Source organism: Lacrimispora struthionigena (assembly GCF_048627165.1).
Lineage (GTDB): Bacteria > Bacillota > Clostridia > Lachnospirales > Lachnospiraceae > Lacrimispora.
On record NZ_JBMBWP010000001.1, the window covers coordinates 491720 to 511697 of the forward strand.

At 40.3% G+C, this 19978-nt stretch carries 19 protein-coding genes and 1 tRNA gene; 9 read left to right on the plus strand and 11 right to left on the minus strand.

All coding sequences use genetic code 11. The features are described 5' to 3' along the window. Positions 1-12 precede the first annotated feature (12 nt). Both ACOAOT_RS02315 and ACOAOT_RS02320 read right to left on the minus strand, forming a co-directional pair. Positions 13-486, minus strand: coding sequence for a glutathione peroxidase (locus tag ACOAOT_RS02315; protein WP_420215480.1), 474 nt, complete (start codon positions 484-486; stop codon positions 13-15). Between the two features lie 154 nt (positions 487-640). Next, on the minus strand, positions 641-3178 hold the full coding sequence (locus ACOAOT_RS02320; protein WP_420215481.1) for a PAS domain S-box protein: 2538 nt from the start codon (positions 3176-3178) through the stop codon (positions 641-643). A 284-nt stretch (positions 3179-3462) separates the two neighbouring features. Between ACOAOT_RS02320 and ACOAOT_RS02325 the strand changes: the two genes are divergently transcribed. Beyond that, positions 3463-4881 carry a LysM peptidoglycan-binding domain-containing protein gene (locus tag ACOAOT_RS02325; protein ID WP_420215482.1) on the plus strand — a complete coding sequence of 473 codons (1419 nt, stop codon included), beginning with the start codon at positions 3463-3465 and terminating at the stop codon, positions 4879-4881. 48 nt (positions 4882-4929) lie between these two features. Here ACOAOT_RS02325 and ACOAOT_RS02330 read toward each other — a convergent pair whose 3' ends face one another. Further along, positions 4930-5355 (minus strand): ester cyclase, encoded by a 426-nt coding sequence (locus ACOAOT_RS02330; protein WP_420215483.1) that lies wholly within the window; start codon positions 5353-5355, stop codon positions 4930-4932. A 207-nt stretch (positions 5356-5562) separates the two neighbouring features. Between ACOAOT_RS02330 and ACOAOT_RS02335 the strand changes: the two genes are divergently transcribed. Then, entirely contained in the window at positions 5563-6147 is a 585-nt protein-coding gene (locus tag ACOAOT_RS02335) for a helix-turn-helix domain-containing protein (protein ID WP_420215484.1), read from the plus strand. 41 nt (positions 6148-6188) lie between these two features. On the opposite strand, the gene ACOAOT_RS02340 is transcribed toward ACOAOT_RS02335, so the two are convergent. Together ACOAOT_RS02340 and ACOAOT_RS02345 are read right to left on the minus strand one after the other, a co-directional pair. Next, complete coding sequence (locus ACOAOT_RS02340) at positions 6189-6398, minus strand: hypothetical protein (protein ID WP_420215485.1); 210 nt, start codon at positions 6396-6398, stop codon at positions 6189-6191. 35 nt (positions 6399-6433) lie between these two features. Beyond that, positions 6434-6745, minus strand: a complete 312-nt coding sequence (locus tag ACOAOT_RS02345; RefSeq protein ID WP_104435183.1) for a YbjQ family protein — start codon at positions 6743-6745, stop codon at positions 6434-6436. A gap of 147 nt (positions 6746-6892) precedes the next feature. On the opposite strand from ACOAOT_RS02345, the gene ACOAOT_RS02350 reads away from it, so the two are divergent. Next, positions 6893-7711 (plus strand): MerR family transcriptional regulator, encoded by an 819-nt coding sequence (locus tag ACOAOT_RS02350; protein ID WP_420215486.1) that lies wholly within the window; start codon positions 6893-6895, stop codon positions 7709-7711. A 112-nt stretch (positions 7712-7823) separates the two neighbouring features. Further along, positions 7824-8084, plus strand: coding sequence for a hypothetical protein (locus tag ACOAOT_RS02355; RefSeq protein WP_420215487.1), 261 nt, complete (start codon positions 7824-7826; stop codon positions 8082-8084). A gap of 48 nt (positions 8085-8132) precedes the next feature. On the opposite strand, the gene ACOAOT_RS02360 is transcribed toward ACOAOT_RS02355, so the two are convergent. The 4 genes from ACOAOT_RS02360 to ACOAOT_RS02375 all read right to left on the minus strand — a co-directional run bounded on the left by ACOAOT_RS02360 (position 8133) and on the right by ACOAOT_RS02375 (position 13231). Further along, positions 8133-9230: an SLC13 family permease gene (locus ACOAOT_RS02360; RefSeq protein ID WP_420215488.1), complete on the minus strand. Its 1098-nt coding sequence runs from the start codon at positions 9228-9230 to the stop codon at positions 8133-8135. A gap of 432 nt (positions 9231-9662) precedes the next feature. After that, positions 9663-10316: a hypothetical protein gene (locus tag ACOAOT_RS02365; protein ID WP_420215489.1), complete on the minus strand. Its 654-nt coding sequence runs from the start codon at positions 10314-10316 to the stop codon at positions 9663-9665. A gap of 401 nt (positions 10317-10717) precedes the next feature. Then, on the minus strand, positions 10718-12628 hold the full coding sequence (gene cooS, locus ACOAOT_RS02370) for an anaerobic carbon-monoxide dehydrogenase catalytic subunit (RefSeq protein WP_420215490.1): 1911 nt from the start codon (positions 12626-12628) through the stop codon (positions 10718-10720). Between the two features lie 66 nt (positions 12629-12694). Beyond that, positions 12695-13231 carry a GNAT family N-acetyltransferase gene (locus ACOAOT_RS02375; protein ID WP_420215491.1) on the minus strand — a complete coding sequence of 179 codons (537 nt, stop codon included), beginning with the start codon at positions 13229-13231 and terminating at the stop codon, positions 12695-12697. 308 nt (positions 13232-13539) lie between these two features. On the opposite strand from ACOAOT_RS02375, the gene ACOAOT_RS02380 reads away from it, so the two are divergent. Together ACOAOT_RS02380 and catA are read left to right on the plus strand one after the other, a co-directional pair. After that, a complete protein-coding gene (locus tag ACOAOT_RS02380; protein ID WP_420215492.1) occupies positions 13540-14397 on the plus strand; it encodes an effector binding domain-containing protein in 858 nt (285 codons plus the stop codon). Positions 14398-14583: 186 nt separating this feature from the next. Continuing rightward, entirely contained in the window at positions 14584-15240 is a 657-nt protein-coding gene (gene catA / locus ACOAOT_RS02385) for a type A chloramphenicol O-acetyltransferase (protein ID WP_420215493.1), read from the plus strand. Positions 15241-15381: 141 nt separating this feature from the next. Here catA and ACOAOT_RS02390 read toward each other — a convergent pair whose 3' ends face one another. Then, positions 15382-15966, minus strand: coding sequence for a GNAT family N-acetyltransferase (locus ACOAOT_RS02390; protein WP_420215494.1), 585 nt, complete (start codon positions 15964-15966; stop codon positions 15382-15384). A gap of 352 nt (positions 15967-16318) precedes the next feature. Here ACOAOT_RS02390 and ACOAOT_RS02395 point away from each other — a divergent pair, with 352 nt between their 5' ends. Beyond that, a complete protein-coding gene (locus tag ACOAOT_RS02395) occupies positions 16319-17548 on the plus strand; it encodes an ATP-binding protein (protein ID WP_420215495.1) in 1230 nt (409 codons plus the stop codon). Between the two features lie 98 nt (positions 17549-17646). Here ACOAOT_RS02395 and ACOAOT_RS02400 read toward each other — a convergent pair. Next, positions 17647-17732, minus strand: a tRNA-Ser gene (locus ACOAOT_RS02400). Positions 17733-17937: 205 nt separating this feature from the next. Here ACOAOT_RS02400 and ACOAOT_RS02405 point away from each other — a divergent pair. Both ACOAOT_RS02405 and ACOAOT_RS02410 read left to right on the plus strand, forming a co-directional pair. Continuing rightward, positions 17938-18159: an HPr family phosphocarrier protein gene (locus tag ACOAOT_RS02405; RefSeq protein WP_420215496.1), complete on the plus strand. Its 222-nt coding sequence runs from the start codon at positions 17938-17940 to the stop codon at positions 18157-18159. 178 nt (positions 18160-18337) lie between these two features. After that, complete coding sequence (locus ACOAOT_RS02410) at positions 18338-19933, plus strand: ClC family H(+)/Cl(-) exchange transporter (protein ID WP_420215497.1); 1596 nt, start codon at positions 18338-18340, stop codon at positions 19931-19933. The last annotated feature ends 45 nt before the right edge of the window (positions 19934-19978 follow it).

Here is a 19978-nt window from a genome sequence, read left to right on the forward strand (position 1 = left end):
AATCCGCATTTGTTATAAAAGTGCGAGTATATCTTTTTCCAATTTCTCCGGTTTATCGGTAGGAGCGTAGCGCTTCGTTACAGATCCATTCTTATCAACCAGGAATTTCGTAAAATTCCACTTTATATTAGAACCCAGAATTCCCGACTGCTGTGATTTTAAATAAGAATATAACGGGGATTCTGAGGGACCATTGACCTCGATCTTTGCAAACTGGGGAAAAGATACCTCATAGTTCATCGTACAAAACTGGTGAATCTCTTCCTCTGTTCCCGGAGCCTGGTGACCAAACTGGTTGCATGGAAAATCAAGAATTTCAAAGCCCTGGTCTCTGTATTTACGATAAAGTGCCTCTAAGCCTTCATATTGAGGCGTAAACCCACAGCCTGTTGCAGTGTTAACAATCAGCAGTGTTTTTCCTTTGTACTGGGACAGAGTAACAGGGTTGCCTTTTCTGTCTGTAACTGTGATATCATATAAATTCATATCTGCCACCTCGCATTTGATTTATTTGTTTTACTAAATTAGATTGTACACAATTAAATTTGAAATGTCAATAGTTTTTTTGAAAAATAAAAAGACGCATATATAACCATGAAATGAATCAGACATGGTCATATGCGTCTGTCTTTACTTTTGCTTAAAAAACCTGATTCAGGCTTAAAAAAATAGTAACAATAAATGGATCAAACTGTGTTCCGGAGCAACGGCCGATTTCGTCCATCGCAGTCTGGCAATCCAGAGCTTTCCGGTATGAGCGGTTATTGGTCATGGCGTCATAGGCATCAGCGACTGCAAGGATCCGGCAGAGAAGAGGAATATCGGTTCCCTTCAGACCTCTTGGGTAACCCGTTCCATCCCATCGTTCGTGATGAGAGAGAATGTATTCTGATACAGTGGAAAGCTCAGGGGTGTTCTGGGCAATGCGGTAGCCGATTTCCGGATGGCGCATCATTTCTTTCCATTCGTCGTCATTTAAAGGTCCTGGTTTGTTTAAGGTTTCGATATTGACACCTACCTTGCCAATATCGTGCAGGATTGCCAGAAGAGATAATTCATTTTTATCCTCTGAAGACAGATTCAGCTTTTCTGCAATTGCCATACAGTAGGTTTCTAATCTTACAGCATGCTCCTCGGTTTCCATGCTCTTTTCATAAAGAGTGGCAAGAAGTGTGGTAATAATGCTGTTACGGTAGCTCTTTCCTTCTAAAAGCTTCTTATGATACATTTTTTCTTCTGCTTTTTGCAGGGACTGGTTTAATGACTGGGATATGTCTTCTTTTACATCAAATCCCAGAGCCACACTTACCTCCAGCGGGAGACTGCTGCTTTTTCTAAAGGCCTCTTCCAGCCGCCCAATTAAATCCTGAGCCTTTTGGTGATCTGTATGAGGAAGAAGAACCAGGAATTCATCTCCCCCCCAACGGGCAGCAATGCCCATGTTTTTAAGGGTATATTGAAGGGTTTTGGCAACCTCTTTTAATAACTGATCTCCGGTTCTGTGTCCGAATACATCATTAATGACTTTGAGCCCGTTCACATCCCCCATGATAACTGCAATTGGAAGCTGGGAAGTCTGATCCATACGTTCTAATTCTTCTTCCATATATCTGCGGTTAAATATCTGGGTCAGCGGGTCATGATAGCTTAAATAAAGGATTCGTTCCTGCTGCCGTTTCTCCTGACTGACGTCCCTAAATACCATAACCACACCGTATACATGCCCGTTCTCATCACGTATGGGTGCGGCACTGTCCGCAATGGGAATTAAATCCCCGCTTTTATTTAACAGAACGGTATGGTTTGCAAGCCCTACAATCATGCCGGTTTCCAGTACTGCAGTAATGGGATTTGGTACAATCTTTCCGGTTGTTTCATTGCGCAGATCAAAGATTTCCATAAAAGATTTGGAGCAGGCATCCTTACTGTTCCAGCCGGTAATTTCCTCGGCTGCCTGATTTAAGTAAGTGACTTTTCCATCTAAATCCGTTGTCACCACCCCATCCCCTATGGAATTTAGGGTAACGCTTAACATCTCTTTTTCCCGGTAAAGATCGTCTCTAAACTGTTCCCTGTCTGACACATCAAAAATAATGGAATAGAGTCTTGTCTCATCTCCATAAGTGACAGGGCTGGAGTACACATCCACCATTTTAATTTCGCCGTTTTTCAGACGATGGGGAAACAGAAAATACTGCTGTTCTCTGTTAAATGCCTGGATACGCATCTGTTTGGTGGCATGGTCTGATAATGCATTAATTTCATCAATACTCATACGAAGCATCTCTTCTTCGCTATAACCATAAAAACGGCAGGCCTGAGGGTTGGCCTCCAGTATTTTACCCGTTGAGGCTTCAATAATCAGCATAACAGCAGAATGCTCCGTAAACATGGAGTTGTAATTTTTTAAAAGCTGTTCCCGTTCCTGTTTCAGCCGCTTCAGCTCGGTGATATCAAGGCGTGAGCCAATGATATAGGAGATCTTCCCGTCTTCCATAACAGGAGTCAGGCGTACAAGCCAGTCTCTGGTGCCCTCGGGGAAATCAACGGTTTCTTCATACATCATACCCTCCCCGGATGCCATGCACCGTTCATATCCTTCTCTTAAAGCAGATCCCACCTTTTCGCCCAGTACTTCCACCGGGGTTTTACCAAGGAGCGGGGTTTTAACACCCGTCAGCTGCTGGTGAACCGCATTGTTTTTTATATAACGGAATTCACCGTCCTGGTATGTGACGAGAAATAATCCATCCTGGGTGCTCTCAAAAAAGATATCAATATCCCGTACCAGTTTTTCATTTGTTTTCTTTACCCTTTGAAGCTCGCTGACCAATTCAGTTACTTCATCAAAAATTGTAATCAGAGTGTTGGGATCTGGATAGCTTACAGTAATCTTATAAAAATGATTTCCTGCCTCCATAAAGGAAGTTTGATTCCATTGATCCGGATCTTTGTAAAATTCAAGCCAGGCTGGTTGGTCAGATAAAGAAGGAAGAATCATTGACATGCTTTTTAACAGGGCATCTTCTTTTTTTAAACCCAGATAGCGAAAAAATGTATCATTCGCTTTGGTAAGAATATAATCCCTTATTTGTGAATCCTCTTTGAAAATAATGGTATGGCGGGCATAGCCCAACGGCAGCTGCATGAAAGCCTGATCGAAAGGTTCTTTTATCATAATGGGACCCCCTTTGCCTTGTTGAAAATATTGTCATATTTAGTAAATATTTGTAATAAAATAATATCAGATGTTTGTTGCAATTGCAATTAAAAAGGAATTGAAACAATGTGCATGTACAATATTATATTGCTAACTGTAAGTGTGTGTGAAAATCGTGGGGTTAGCAAAGGGGTTATTATGATGATAAATTATAAAAAATTATATTTTTATTAGGTTGACAGGTACTTTTCCGGTTTTTTCATCATAAAATAAGACAAATTGTTTAATTGAAAGGCAGTATTATGATGACTTCTTGCCCCGAAGGATTGTTTTCCTATACAATACAATCCGGCGATACACTTTGGCTGATATCCAGACGTCACTACACTACCGTTGAAGCGATTATGGCAGCAAATCCTGGCATTAATCCTGGCAATCTTCAGGTTGGTCAGATGATCTGTATTCCATCAGGAAACAGAACCTCCCAGCCACAGACCCAGCCAACCCAACCAGCTCAGCCGACTCAGCCGGCCCAGTCAACCCAGCCAGCTCAACCGGCTCAAACGACCCAGCCGACTCAGCCAACCCAGCCAACTCAATCGACTCAGCCAGTCCAGCCAGCCCAGCCAGCCCAGCCACAGACCGCACCTGGCAACACTACCCAAATGTCGACAAATCCATTAAGAAGTGAGGCTGTTTCTGGAAACACAACCCGCTGCCCGGTAGGTTTACGTGCCTATACCATTAAGAAAGGGGATACCCTCTGGCTTCTGGCGAAGAAATATTGTACCAATGTTGAAGCCATAATGGCATTAAATCCAGGTATCAAACCTGGTAATTTAATGATTGGCCAGGTAATCTGGATTCCTGCAGGATATAAGTTCCGGAATCTTCCGCCATGGGCGCAGTCCATGGACAATACCATGCAGCAAAGGACTGAAACTGAGTATCCGATTTGTCCCCAGGGGACCCGTTCCTATACCATTGAAGCGGGTGATACACTCTGGCTTTTGTCCCAACGTTACAATACCACTGTAGAAGCAATTATGGCTGCAAATCCGGGAGTAAATCCCACCAATCTGTTTGTAGGGCAGGTGATCTGCATTCCTAGAAACCGTCCGCAGCCCAGTCCCCAGCCCCAGCCCAGTCCAGAACCCCAGCTTCCTACGTACATGTGGGTCAGCAAAGCTGAGCAGAATTTAGGCAATTACTTAAGGTTTTTGTGGCTTCAACAGGTATATTGGCTTAGAATGGCAAATCAGAGTGAACTGTGGAATCTATCAGATGCGGAGTATGTAATGAATCGTCTGATGGAAAACCCGCAAGATTTCCAGATGGCCCTCAAAACATTTTATGGGGATGAAAATGCCAAAAAATTTGCAGATCTCCTGACCAATCATCTGACCCTGGTCACTAATTATGTAATGGCAATAAGAGATGGCAACACGCAGGCAGCAGCAGATGCAGAGAATCAGATAAACAACAATGCTGTTCAGATGATTTCTTTCCTGACCTCCATTAATCCAAACTGGGCGGCTGCAGACTTACAGAGAATGTTTAGCGAATACATGAATCTGACCAAGGAAGAGATTGATGCCACAATGTCCCAGAATTTTGAAGACAGTATTAACGTTTTTGCAGATATAGAACGTGGTGCACTGGAAATGGCCGATATGATGACCAAAGGAATTGTGAGTCAGTTTCCTCAGTATTTCAGATAAAAATGAAAGGCAGTCCGGTGTATTAAAACGGGCTGCCTTTTTACTAAACTACTTTTTATTTTTATTAGATTCCAACTGTTTTTCAATTCCTGCTCTGTCAATCTGAATCCAATATTCTGAAATTTTTTCATTATCTATTCGATATACGGCGCTGGCTATCTCAATAATCGGTAGATCTGTAGGTGCATAGCCGTTTACTTCTCCGATATGCTTTCCCACCTGTCTCCAACGAACATATACTTTATTACCCTGTACTAAAAATTCCTGTATTTCCAATGAAAATTTATCATAGGCTGTGATCATTTCTCTTACATGGTCCGCATAATCTTTTGGTGATCTTAAAACTGTCTGTTCTTTCTCTGATATAATCTGATGTGCCAATACTTGTTCTGCCATTAATTTTTCCGCGTAGTCAGGATTATTCCCTGAACGAACTTCTTCAAAGAATTTTCTTACTATTTGTTCTGGTGTCATTTAATAACCTCCGTTTAAAGATGTATTTGCTCAGTATACTGCACATTATAATAAAAAGCAACAAGCAGGAGATAGTCCATAATGCTGTTCGGTCTGCCTTTTTACTCTACGAAACGTAGATTGAAAAAAGTTATTTAGTCAGTTACAATAATAAAAATAAGCACATACTAAGGATTGAGCTATTATACAGGGAAAGGAGGGACACCCATGCCTGACAGTACGGTAGGAACCTTAATTCGAATGCTTCGCAGTGAGCATGGTATGACACAGAAGCAGCTAGCAGATAAGATGCATATCAGTGATAAAACAGTATCCAAATGGGAGAGAGGCAAAGGTCTTCCAGACATTTCACTTATTTCAGAACTATCCAGACTTTTTGGAGTTGATATACAAAATTTGCTGAATGGGGATTTAACACCCAATGACATAACAGGAGGAAATATGAAGCAGATCAAATACTATGTCTGTCCCACCTGCAAAAGCATCAGCTTTTCCACTGGAGATCCGGAGATTTCCTGCTGCAAAAGAAAGCTTACTGCACTGGAACCGAAAAAAGCAGAGGAAGGGGAAAAGTTATCCGTAACTGTGATTGAAGATGACTGGTTTATCACCAGCGCCCATCCTATGAATAAAGAGCACTACATCTCCTTTCTGGCCTTTGCATCGGGAGACCGCATATCAGTAATTAAGCAATATCCGGAATGGGATTTTAATGTTCGTCTACCAAGAAGGGGACATGGAATGCTGATCTGGTACAGCACAAAGCATGGTCTGATTTACCAGCTTTTATAAAAAAAACATCGCTTCGAAAGAAACGATGTTTTTTTGAACTATTACGTTTTTAGCATATACGAAGCGGCCATGCAGGAAATTCCGGGAATTAAAAATAATACACCGGAAAAGATAAAACTGGCAAATATTATATCTGGAACAAGTAACAGCCTGTTTTTAAGCTGGCAGTATTCGTAAAACATCAAAACGAAAAAAAGAATCAGAAACAATAACCCTAAAATAAACAGAAGGTTCTTTGCAAATTTTCTCATGTTGTCCCCCCCAATAACGACTCTTTCTGTATCAGTTATTTAAATATGGCAGCAGTTCCGTAAGCAAGAATTTCAGCTGCCCCCTGCATAACGGAGGATGAGGCGTAACGAATATTGACAATGGCTTCTGCATTCATAGCTTCACCTTCCTGTACCATACGTTTGGTTGCAAGCTCTCTTGCCTCATCCATCATTTCCGTATACGCCTTTAATTCTCCCCCAACTAAGGTCTTAAGCCCCTGAGAAATATCTTTCCCCAAATTTTTTGACTGTATTGTGCTGCCTTTTACCATACCTAAAAGTGTCAGTTCTTTTCCTGGAATATAATCCGTAGTGACTAAAAGCATTTAAATCACGCTCCTTTCTCTATAAAAAACAGTTTTAACATAAAGATTGAAAAATATGTATTCTTGATTTGTTGCTTGACTCTCACATTATGGTATACTCTATACTAAATGTGAGCTCGAAAAAAACATATATGTGAGGTAAAAAGCATGCTGAAAATAGGAGATTTTTCTAAACTGTCAAGAATCAGTATCCGAATGCTCCGCCACTACGACGAGATCGGACTGATGACGCCAAGGAGCACCGACCATTTTACCGGATACCGCTATTACAGCGAGGACCAGCTCTTAAAAGCGGTCAGGATTAATTCCTTAAAAGATATGGGATTCAGCCTTGCCGCGATTGGGGAGTTGTTAAAAAGCTATGATGATCCCGGAGAACTTGCAAAATTTTTAGAGGTCCGTAGAGTGGAAGTCCTGGAAGAAATGAAAGAAAGCGGACAACGGCTTAAGCTCCTTGATGCAGCCATTCAAAGGCTGAGAAAGGATGTTTTGGCAATGAATTATAGCGTAGCATTAAAAACCATGCCCCAAAGATATGTGGCCAGTGTAAGAGAGATTATTCCAGCTTATAATCAGGAAGGACTGCTGTGGAAGAGGCTTGGAGAAGAGACCCATGACAGAAACTTACAGATGTGTGATCCCGCTTACTCTCTGGCGGTATTTCATGATCGTGATTTTAGAGATGGTGATGTGGATGTAGAGATTCAGATTTCTGTAAAAGGCACTTATGAAAATACGGAGCACGTAGTATTTAAAACAGTACCTGAGGTGGAAATAGCATCAGCGGTATACAAAGGAAGCTACGATCAGATAACTGATGTGAATCTGGAAGTGGCAAACTGGGTCAGGGACAACGAATATGAATTTAACGGACCCATGTTTTGCATCTATCATGTCAGTCCTGCTCAGAGCCAAAATCCGGAGGAATTGGTAACCGAAGTTTGTTATCCGGTTAAAAAAATATAAATAGCATAAAAATCGGTTGTCTGCTTGTAACAGACAACCGATTTTGTTATAATAAAAAAGAATGAAACAAAAAAACGGTTCCTGAGATGATTGGAAAGGAAAGGTCAAGAATATGCTGTTTAGTAGGAAATTAACAGAGATATACAATACACAGGATCTTGAAAAGCTATATCATGTAAAAAATATGCTGAGAGAAAGTAATATTTATTATATGACTGAAACCACCAATAACAGCCTGCGCTTATCCATGAATAACTTAAATGGAAGGAATCCAATCTTAGGAAGGACCGGAAATGTAAAAGATTTTTACAGACTTTTTGTATACAAGAAAGATCAGGAGAAGGCGGCCTACATCCTTTCCCAGTTAAAATAAAATATCAAAACAGCCAGTGACTACATAAGCCACTGGCTGTTATTAATTTTACATAAGGACTGCTTCAAACAATAGCAGGGCAATGAGAAAAACAAGATTGAGAACGGTAAAGATACCTAAAAAAGATAAAGTTTTTTTGGGATAGGCAGCAGCAAACAGTTTATAGGAAATAACACTTGCCATCGAGGCGATCAGAGTGCCCATACCTCCTACATTTACGCCGGTAAGCAGACTGGGAGCATTATTTGTAAACCCTGACAGCATAACGGCTGCAGGAACATTGCTGATAAACTGGCTTAATAAAGCAGCCGTCACCATGGTATCCTTTCTGATTAAACCTGAAACGGTCTGAAAAACCCAGTCGATCCTTGCCAAGTTTCCCACAAATATAAAAATTGCAGCAAACGTAAGAAGAAGGAAATAATCAACCTGATAAAGCGTACGTCTGTCAAGAATTGCTGTAGCAGCCAGAATGATCAGGGCAGCAGCCTGATAAGGAATGAACCGCAGCACCGCAGCCACCGCCAGTAAGAACATGGCGCCATAGGCTAAAACCAGTTTTTTTCGTATAGCAGGAACTGTGGTTGTCTGCTGGCTGATGGAATAGCGTGGAATAAAAAAGCACACCAGTAAAAGCAGAATTCCTCCGAATAATACAAAAGGAAAAGTCACTTTTAGAAACGAATGCAGACTAAACTCATACCGGGTAAACAGATAAAGGTTCTGGGGATTCCCGATCGGCGTAAAGCTGGAACCAATGTTTGCGGCAATTGTCTGCAAGACTACAACGAGGGCAGTATGGCGTTCCTGACCGCACAGGGAGAGTACAGACAAGGTGATAGGGACCAGAGCGATTAAAGCAACGTCATTTGTCATAAACATGGATGCAAAGAAACTGGTAAAAACAAGGAGTAAAATCAGCGGTTTTAGATCTTTCATTCCTGATGACAGCTTTATGGAGACCGCGTTTAATAATCCTTCCCGCTCAATCCCTTTCAGTGAGGTCATGAGGCAGAACAGGCAGAGCAGTGTCTTAAAATCAATATAATTTAGATAGGCCAAATCCGGGGGGATAAAAAAGACTGAAATAAGAGCAAGAATTGAAGCTGCTGTCAGAACAGGTTCTTTTTGAATAAATTGTTTCATAAAGTTTCTCCAGTAGTAGAAAGGGTAGTAATCATACTTCCGTGCTATTATATATCATAAATACTTCTACTTCAATCGTTGATTTGCTGGGAATGGCATTTTATATATTTCTTTATTCTAAAAAGCGCCATACCTCAGGGCTTTTTCCTACTCTATACTACAATCCCATTTTAGGTATGGGAAGAATTACGCGATTTCTTAAGTAATAGATACTGTTTTATTTATTTCTATGGTTTTTAATATATTTTGTACAGCAAATAATTATACAAATTAATGCAACAAATTCTAATATTTTAAAGAACACTGCAAATATAGCCGCTAAAAGTGCCATGTACTCCATAGTCATCACCTCCCAAAACCCAAATTAATTAATAAATTAAAGAGTACCATGCCTGTTAATGGTACCCTGTATTTTAAATAAGTATAGATTAACTATACGCTTAAATTTGTATCAACATATATTTTATTACGTTCGCTTCCTGAATTGGTTTTACAATATAATTGCATACTTACATAATAATTTGACGTAAATTTTCCACCAAAACTATATGTAACATAACCATTTATTTTATATTCATGATTAGTTTGCAATGTTTTATAACTTGAACCTTTATCAGTAATTGAATAACCTTGAGGAGGCACTGCTGAAATAGAAGACCCTGTTATGCTAAATTTAGGACAGTCCAAACTAGATGAACTCATATCAGGTACATGCGTAACCTTCATTGTACCTCGCAATTTTATTGATCCGGAATGTGGTATTTTAGCATCATAATCAATATTCCATGTTCCTAATTTTGCAGTATGAACACTTGAAGCTAAGGAATATCCAGGTCTGGTTAAAGTGATTTTTACTGTTGCTTTTTCACCGTTTGATAACGGAATATTGAAGGTTTGTACTTGTTCATCCAAAGTTATACCGACTTGATGCTCAGCCATATAATCTTGAACTTCTTTAATTTGTTCTTCAAAAAGAGTTTTTTCACTACTCGAAATATCTGTTGTTCCTGCAAAAGTTAATGCTGAACTATTTAATAACATGATTACTGATAAAAGCATAGTAATAAGCTGTTTAAATCTTCTCATATTTTTTCCCCCATTATTTTTTTGTGGAATAATTCCGAACAGGCACGAAATATTCATTAATTTTTTGGTTATCTAATTGAAATAAAATTTAAACAATGGTATCACCTCTTTCTATAATTTGTTGTAATGACATTTTTTTTATAACATATAAATATAATATGTACAACCCAAGTGCCAAAATTATACATGTTTAACTCCAATATTTGCACTTAATCATAAAATTAACCTAAACCAAATTATATACAATTTTAAATTTCAAAATAATTTATTATTAAATAGAAAGCGAAGGCTACAAAAAAGTTTTTTAAGTAATGTTTTTTTATCATGTTTATCGTAGATTAATTGAAACCGCGTTATTCCTGTCTGATCATCATGAGGAGTAACGCGGTTTAATTAAATTATTACAGACCCATAGCTTTTCTTTTTTTCATGATGTGGCTTTCAATCTTTTCCGCCACTTCCACAGGATCATCTCCCAAAGCCACCTTTCCGCCTGTGAGACTTTCCACATCCTCTGTGAGCAGTTTTACAAGCTTGGGTGCACCAGTGATAAAGGGAGTCGGTGATAGATGGGTGAAGGCACCGTAAGCAACGGCAAATATACCGTCTATAGTAGCTTTCTGTTCCATCCATTCCGGTGCCGTAACAGCAATGGGAAGATCGGAGATATCTGCATCCAGAAAGTCAGCCAGGGCTGTTACCAGCATGGAGATTCTTCCCGTATCCGTACAGGTTCCAAAGCTTAATACCGGTGGGATTTTCAGAGCACTGCAGACTGCTTTTAAGCCGTCTCCGGCCTGGTTTATGGCATCCAGATTACACATACCGGCCACCTCTAAACCATGATTTCCGCAGCCGCCGGCGACAACCAGAATATCTCTCTTAATCAGCTGTTTTGCCAGGTTTACAGTATTCCAGTCCTGTGGACCGTTTCTTAAGGTTGAGCAGTTTGCCAGCGCTACAATTCCTTTGAGCTGTCCTTTTGCAATAACATCTACAAGATTCTTTAAATCATTTCCGATTGCATTCAGTACGGCTTCGGTTGAGAAGCCGGCAATTGCTTTCTGTACATGCCTGGGAACCATGGGTTTTATTTTACCATGTCTTTTCTTGAAGTTCTCAATTGCGATATGAATGCATTTATCCGCCATTTCTTCCGCTTTTTGAGGATAGTAAGGCATCTCATGTTCCGTTCCGGGGACACCGATGATGGTGCTGACACTGACAAGGGCAACCTGGTATTTTTCTGCATATTGATCAATAGCAGGCGGAGAGCAGTTTTCCTCCATGACAAAGGCATCCACGGTACCGGTAGCCAGGAACGGTTCAATTGCCAGCCAGTTTCCCATCAGTCCAACAAAAACATCATCCATTTCAAATCTCTGGAGCAGTTCCTGTCCCGTTTCAATGGATCCTACGATGTGGATTCCTTTTGCACCGCACTGCTTTGCCAGATCCTGAAATTCCTTTGTTTTCGCTTTCATAAGGGCAGCAGCTCCGATCCAGGGCTGATGGCCGTTAAAGGCAATGTTCACATAATCCGGGTCCATAATACCCATATCCACATCAACTTCATGAGGTTTAGGAGTTCCAAATAAAATGTCCTGGGTCATTTCAAGACCAATCTGGGCAGTATAGATGGTAGATAACCCCAGCCGCAATGCCTTTTTTGCAAGAGAGACATAGTCTCCATCCACATTGGTCAGGCAGCTTGCAATACTGTTTTGCACTTCATGCTCAATTCCAGAAGGATAAATGTTTAGATCATGCCATATTTTTTTTCGTTTTTTCGGAGCAAATGCCTCCACCATGATGCTGTGCTGATCCGGGTTTACTTTCATTTCCCGGTCTAACAGCTCCGCAAGACAGGTTGCCATCTCATTGATTGACTGATTGGTGTCAATTCCTGTTTTTTCGCACATCCATTTTAGTTTTTCCGTATCAGTAATCTGAAAGGTTGTATTACCCTTTCCCGTTTCTTTCAGTGTCCGAAATGCTTCATAGGCATGGTGGGCATAAGTAGCAGCTCCCATAATGTTTCTCATAAGGAGATTTCTCATTGCCATGGCGTCGGGGCCGATTCCGCAGGCGCCCTTTTCAGGACCTTTCTGTTCGTTAATCCGGCAGGGACCGTTGGTACATAGCTGACAGCTCAGACCCTGGAGACAAAATTTGCACCGTATCTTTTCCTGCTCATCAAATCTTGAAAATACGCTGGATAAACCGTCATCTCTGATCCTTACCAGCATTTCTTCAACGGAATCGTGATAACTGACACGATCCTTTGGTTTTTCTAAAACTGCTTCTGACATAGTGACCTCCATTCTTTTAATCAAAGGTAGTATGTCAGCTTTCAGAAAAATCAATTCAGTCTTCTGTTATTTATTATTCCATTCTTTCTTTAAAACAGCATACTGATATGTGTTTTCATAAAGGGGTGTTCCGTCGGGATTGTTTATAAATGAAATAAATTCAATAAATAAACCTTCCCGCCTCATTCCAAGGCGTTCACAAAGTTTTTGGGAGGGGAGATTATCATCTTCTGCGTATGCATAGATTCTTCTTGCATCATTTTCAAATAGATTGCTTATAACTGCCTCGGCGGCTTCCTTTGCATAACCTTTTCTGCCATATTTCAGATTGAAATTCCAACCAATGCTGTATGTGTCCGGATGTTCTTTCATTGTAAATATTTCTCCAATGATAAAATCCGTATCACGCAGACATACGGCGTAGCAGTCTCCATGACCATCACCATTCTGTTTTTCTTTTACTTTTTTTACAGCTTCTTCGTAAGAGTTTACTTTTTCGCTGTAAAAGCAATGTACGGGTGGTGCGGCAAGGTATTCGTATAAACCTGCTGCGTCCTTATCTTTAAAGTTCCGGATAATCAGTCTGTTTGTTTCTATATACATTTCTTTTGTCCTCCGTTATTTCATATTCAGTCAGAAAAAAATGGGACAAGATCTTTTTAGATCTTATCCCACTTAAATAATCATGATGATTATAAGTCCTCTGACAAGTAAACTTATATGGAGAGTTTATCATAGAAAAGATAAAAAGTCTTGTATTTTCTATTTTGATTGTTTTTGCTTCGGCTAGCCAGAGTGTTTATGCTTTGATATAATTAAAACATTAGGAGACTAACAAAACAAAGCACTAAAAATCGGGAAAATCCCCTCTTTAAAATGTAAGATAGAGTTACAGACAGGAGGTGTTTTACATGGAGTGGAGTGAATGTATCAGTAAAGCAATCAGTTATATTGAAGATCATATTACGGAAGAACTCACAATCAAAGATATTTCAAAAGAGGCTATGGTATCACCCTACTATTTTCAAAAAGGATTTGCCATGCTTTGCGGTTTTACGGTTGGAGAGTATATTAAGAAACGGAGACTTGCGATAGCTGGCATGGAGTTAATTTCCACTGACAGAAAAATCATCGATATTGCACTTCAATACGGATATGATTCACCGGATGGCTTTACCAGAGCTTTTACCAGGTTTCATGGTGCTACACCTGCTTCTGTACGTAAAGGCGAGGCAATGATAAAATCCTTTGCTGCGCTTAAAATCAGACTGTCATTAGAAGGAGGTTATACCATGGATTACAAAATTGTAGAAAAAGACCAGTTTACTATGATTGGAGTCTCAAAAGTATTTCAGTATGATGGAGCGGAGACTGAGATTCCAAAAATGTGGAGAGAGTACTATGAAACAGGGAAAAATCATAAGGTTTGCAGTGCGTACGGGATATCCATTGATGAACGGATGGAGGGAAATGAGTTTGAATATTTGATTGGGGATAATTATAATCCATCAGCGGAAATACCAGAAGGTTTTGTCACAAGGGTTATTCCGGAATCTATGTGGGCGGTTTTTGCCTGTAAAGGTGCAAATCCCAAGTCTTTGCAGGAGGTTCACGGAAGAATATTCGCTGAGTGGTTACCTAACTGCAAGGACTATGAGATAGCATTAGGGTATCATATTGAAATGTATGATGATCCAGGAGAGTATTCCAATGGAGCCCAGGCTGAGAACTATTATTGTGAAATCTGGATTCCTGTGCGAAGAAAATAAAATAAAGAGTGTTAAAAATAAAGGGACAGATGTAAGTATTCAAATTCCCTTTATTTAAAAATGTGTTATAATACATTATTACAGTATAATCAGAAAGGGATGCATAAACAATGGTATCAACAATTTCTTTATCGTGCATAGCATAAGCTTTTGAACGTAAAATAATTGAAAACCAGGAGAATTATTATGAGTTTTAATTTAATTGACATAAATAATTGGGCGCGTAAGGAATATTACAATCACTATATGCACAAGGTGTGCTGCACCTATAGCGTAACTTGTAACATTGATATAACTGGTGTTAGAACAGCATTAAAAAGCATGAACAAAAAGATATATCCAGCTCAGATATTTATGCTTACCACTGTTGTCAATCAGTATCAGGAGTTTCGTATGAATATTGATACTGACGGTAATTTAGGCTATTGGGATGAACTTAATCCAAGCTACACCATATTCAATAAAGAAAAAGAATTGTTTTCCAGCATATGGACGATTCACAGCCATTCGTTTATACAGTTTTATGAAAACTGCATATCTGATATTGACTGTTATTCAAGTGCTGAAAATCTGATGCCCAAACCAGATCAACCACTCAATACGTTCAATATATCAAGTTTGCCCTGGACGAGTTTTACAGGATTTAACTTAAATCTATACACAGATGGAAGTTACCTGCCCCCCATATTTACTATTGGTAAGTTTATCGAGCAGGATAATAAGGTACTGATGCCATTATCAGTCCAGGTACATCACTCAGTATGCGACGGATTTCATGTAGGAAGATTTACCAATTCATTGCAGGATTTAGCAAATAACTATAACGATTGGCTTTATAAGTAATGTTATACCAGCAGCGGTGGTAAATCGAAAGGGGTAAACTGTACTTGGTGTTAAAGTACAGTTTACCCCTTTCTACTATAACCCGACCAAACCAGCACATCTCTTAGTCTGCGGCCCCAGCGATTCCTCAGGTAATCGCTCCTATGCATGGAATTCAGATGAGAGGAGGCCATACACCTTAGTGTCAATATACTCTTCTTCATATCTGAAATCTTCCCTTAAAATACCCTCTAAGACAAAACCATTTTTTATGTAAACATGCTCGCCGCGTGGATTGAAGCTGAACACATGAAGTCCTATTTTATGAAGTTTGAGGGTATTAAATCCATACTCAAGAAAAAGCGAGGTGGCTTCACTTCCCAAGCCTTTATTTCTTCCGTCTGGTCCGATAAGAATTCGAAAATTAACCTTGTTGGAACTGTCATTATAATCGTTAAAGACAACTTCTCCAACAACTTTGTTTGTTTTCTTATCTACAATGGCCAGATCAAGACGATTTTCCTGCTCATTCCGGGTGCGGTACCAATGCCTGGTTTTCTCTAATTCTTCTTCCGATGATGGGGTATAGGCTTCTTTATCATTACAGACAGAACCCGTGAGTTTTTTTACTTCATAATCGGATAAAATATCAAGCATGGTGTCAATATCATCAATCTGGAATGGGCGAAGAATAACTTTTTCACCCTGTAAAGTTGGTTTCTGCAGAAAATTTGGTTCTAATTTCATGTTTGTTTCATCCTCCATCTTATTATAAACAGACAATTATACCGTTAAACAAATATACCAGATATTGTTATAAAACACAATAATGCCAGCAGTTTAGCCAAGTAATCAAGTAATGCGGATCGTATTAAGGCACTTGATAAATACGCTAAGCTGAGGTTAGAGTATCTGCATAGTCAGAATATAGAAAGGAGCTCTCAGCATTGAAATGCTGGTAACTCTTTTTTCAATGGTATATATTCCTGCAATTCGTCTAGAATATAACTGATCCATATAATAGCCGAAATTCATTGACCATGTAGATTGTATCGGCTATAATATAATAAATAAAAATTTTAGCCGAAGAGGTGATTTTATGAACTATATACACAGAGCAATGGAGGATACCTTTCTCCGCCTTTCCAAAGAATTTCCTGCTTTACTGCTTACCGGTCCTAGGCAGGTCGGCAAAACAACCATGCTGCAAAAGCTGGCTGAAGAGGAGAACTTAGGGCGTGAATATGTTACGCTGGATGATTTAACAGAGCGTCAAATGGCAAAGAATGACCCGAAGATGTTCCTGCAAATTCATAAGCCACCGGTATTTATCGATGAAGTGCAGTATGCACCCGAGCTGTTTTCCTATATTAAAATACATGTTGACCAAAATCATCGTGCAGGTGATTTCTGGCTGACAGGTTCGCAGGTGTTCAAACTGATGGAGGGAATACAGGAATCTCTGGCTGGGCGGGTTTGCCTGCTCCATATGGCACCCATGTCACAGGCTGAAATCTATGGGGTTGCTTCAGCACCTTTTGTGCTGGATTTAGAACAGCTATCACAGCGGATAAAAGGGCGGACTCCTGTTGATACTCCTGCACTTTATGAGCGTATTTTTAGAGGTGGGATGCCTGCTCTCATCAGCGGACAGTATAATGATTACCGGGCAGTTTATTCCAGTTATATCAGCACCTATATTGACAGGGATGTAAAAGAAATATCTGGTGCCATTGATTCACTTAAATTTATGGATTTTATTACATCAGCCGCCGCTCTGTGCGGACAGATGGTGAATTATAAGACTATCTCTGATGCTGCCAGTATTGACCAGGTTACCGCTAAAAACTGGCTTGGGATTTTGGAGCGGCTGGGAATTGTATTTTATCTCCACCCTTATTCCAACAATATGTTAAAGCGCATGGTGACAAAGCCAAAGCTTTATTTCTATGACTGTGGCTTGGTGGCGTACCTGACCAAATGGAGCGACAGCGATACCCTGATGAGTGGTGCCATGAGCGGTGCGATTCTTGAAAATTTTGTAGTGTCCGAGATTGTCAAGAGCCATCAGAATTGCGGTCGAGAAGCTTTCATTTATTACTATCGTGACAAGGATACCAAGGAGATAGATATTCTGCTGGAAGACAGCGGTAAGCTATATCCTATGGAGATTAAAAAAACAGCCACGCCCCAAAGCCAGCTCACTCGAGTATTCAGGGTGATTGATAAGGCTTCTCTGGAGCGTGGGATAGGAGCAGTTCTTTGTACAACAGACCGACTATCGGCGTTTGATAGCCAGAATTTAATTGTGCCGATTTGGGGGATATAAATAGATAGTAAATGCATCTCCCCCTCAAATTAGGAGAGATGCAAGACGAAAAAAATGAGAAAGCCTGTAAACCGCATGGTTTCAGGCTTTCTCCATGACGGAAGCGGTGGGATTCGAACCCACGTGCCCTTGCGGACAACCGCATTTCGAGTGCGGCTCGTTATGACCACTTCGATACGCTTCCATTTGAAAACACAACGACACAATTATACACGATATTTCAAAATTTGGGTAGTCTTTTCCTTAAAAAAAATACACTTTTCCCGTATAACCCCTCACTCAGTGGAAATAATAGGATTAAATAGATAAAATGCACATGATTGTAGCTGAAAAACCAGATTATTTAGTGAAAATCATGAATAAAGGGTAGAAGAAAGATGGTGTCTGAAGTGAGAAAGATCAAGCATACATTTTCCACAGTAGAGGAACTGGTGGCTTTTGTGGTAAAGGCGGAGCGGTGCAATTTTGAAATAAAAGTCTTTTCCAATCATCTGGTGATTGACGGGAAATCACTGATGGGAGTTATGATTATCGGAATTGGAATACAGGTGGAGATTGTCTGTTATAATGAAGCATTCTGCCCGGAGCAGTTAGTGGATTATGCAGCGTGAACAGAATAAAATACAATAATAAGAAGAAGCCGGTCTTTTTCCTCACCAGGGCAGGGAAAGAGACGGGCTTATTTTTATGTTATCCCGGATTTTTCCTTGCAATCAGCAATTTCAGGAGCTATAATTTTATATTGTATGTTAAGAAACAAATAAAAAATGATTTACAGGAGGAAGATTGATGCAGACCGAAGGTCATACGGCACAAAAGACAATTAACCGTTACCGCAGTTTTCGTTATGAATTGATACTCGAAGGAATTTTAACAGGAGCCATAGCCGGTTCCGTAGTTGTATTTTTTCGATATTTGCTCAGCTATGGAGATGAGTTGCTTAGATGGGTGTTGAATGCGGTGAAGGGGAAACCGCTGCTGGTTGTCATCTGGTTTCTGGCTCTTACTGCAGGGGCGCTTTTTGTGACACTTATGTTAAAATGGGAGTCTTTGATTTCCGGGAGCGGTATCCCACAGGTAGAAGGGGAGATGATTGGAGAGCTGGATCCCTGTTGGTGGAAAACCCTTCTTGCCAAGCTTGCCGGTGGACTGGTGTCTCTTGGATTTGGTCTTTCCCTTGGACGGGAAGGCCCCAGTATTCAGCTTGGAGCAATGACAGCAAAAGGTATTTCCAGGATTTCAAAAAGATCTAAGACAGAAGAGAAGCTTTTAATCACATGCGGTGCAAGTGCAGGTCTTTCTGCTGCTTTCAATGCGCCCATTGCCGGAGTTTTATTCTCTCTGGAAGAAATACATAAACATTTTTCTCCGGAAATTCTCTTATCTACCATGGCGTCCTCCATCACTGCGGATTTTGTTTCCCGTAATGTATTTGGATTAAAGCCTATATTTGATCTTCAGATCACGAAAATGATTCCTCTTCATCACTACGGATATGTAATCGCATTCGGCGTAATTATCGGAGTAATGGGTGTGGTATATAATACAACCCTTTCAAAAACTCAGGATCTGTATCAGAAAATTCCTAATCAGTTTGTACGGTTAATGATCCCGTTTTTATTGGCTGGAGTTTTCGGTCTGTATTATCCTGCAGTACTGGGCGGAGGTCATTCACTGGTAGAAGTACTGACCTCAGGAGAGATGATGTTTGGAGCTCTGTGCCTATTGCTGTTTTTAAAATTTGCATTTTCCATCTTAAGCTTCGGATCTGGTGCTCCGGGCGGAATCTTTCTGCCCCTTCTGGTGCTTGGCGCAGTGATCGGAAGCCTCTATTGCAGTGCAGTGGGAATGATGACAGATTCCCTTCAGTATCTTCTGGGTAATTTCATTATCCTTGGAATGGCAGGTTATTTCTCCGCCATTGTAAGGGCGCCCATAACCGGTATCATTCTAATTAGCGAAATGACTGGAAGCTTTACCCATTTACTTGCTCTTTCCCTTGTTTCCCTGATCGCTTATGTAATCCCGGATATGGTACGGTGCGCTCCTGTTTACGATCAGCTGCTTCACAGGCTTTTACGGAAATTAAATCCTGACAGAGATACTTCCCTCACCGGAGAAAAGGTGCTGGTGGAAGGGATGATTTTTCATGGCAGTGAGGCGGAGGGAAAGAAGGTTTCCGAAATACAGTGGCCGCGGACCTGTCTTCTTATTTCTCTTTTGAGGGGAGAAGCGGAGTTTGTTCCAAGAGGGGAAACAAAATTTCTGGCTGGAGATAAGATGGTCATACTCTGTGATGAGTCAGCTCAGGGTAAGCTTCATGAAGTTCTTCAAAATGTGTGTGAGACCGTGAAGATGGAATCGGTAATCCAATCACATTCCTGACATTTTGGTTGACTTTTTCTTTGGAATAGACGTAAACTGGTAGAA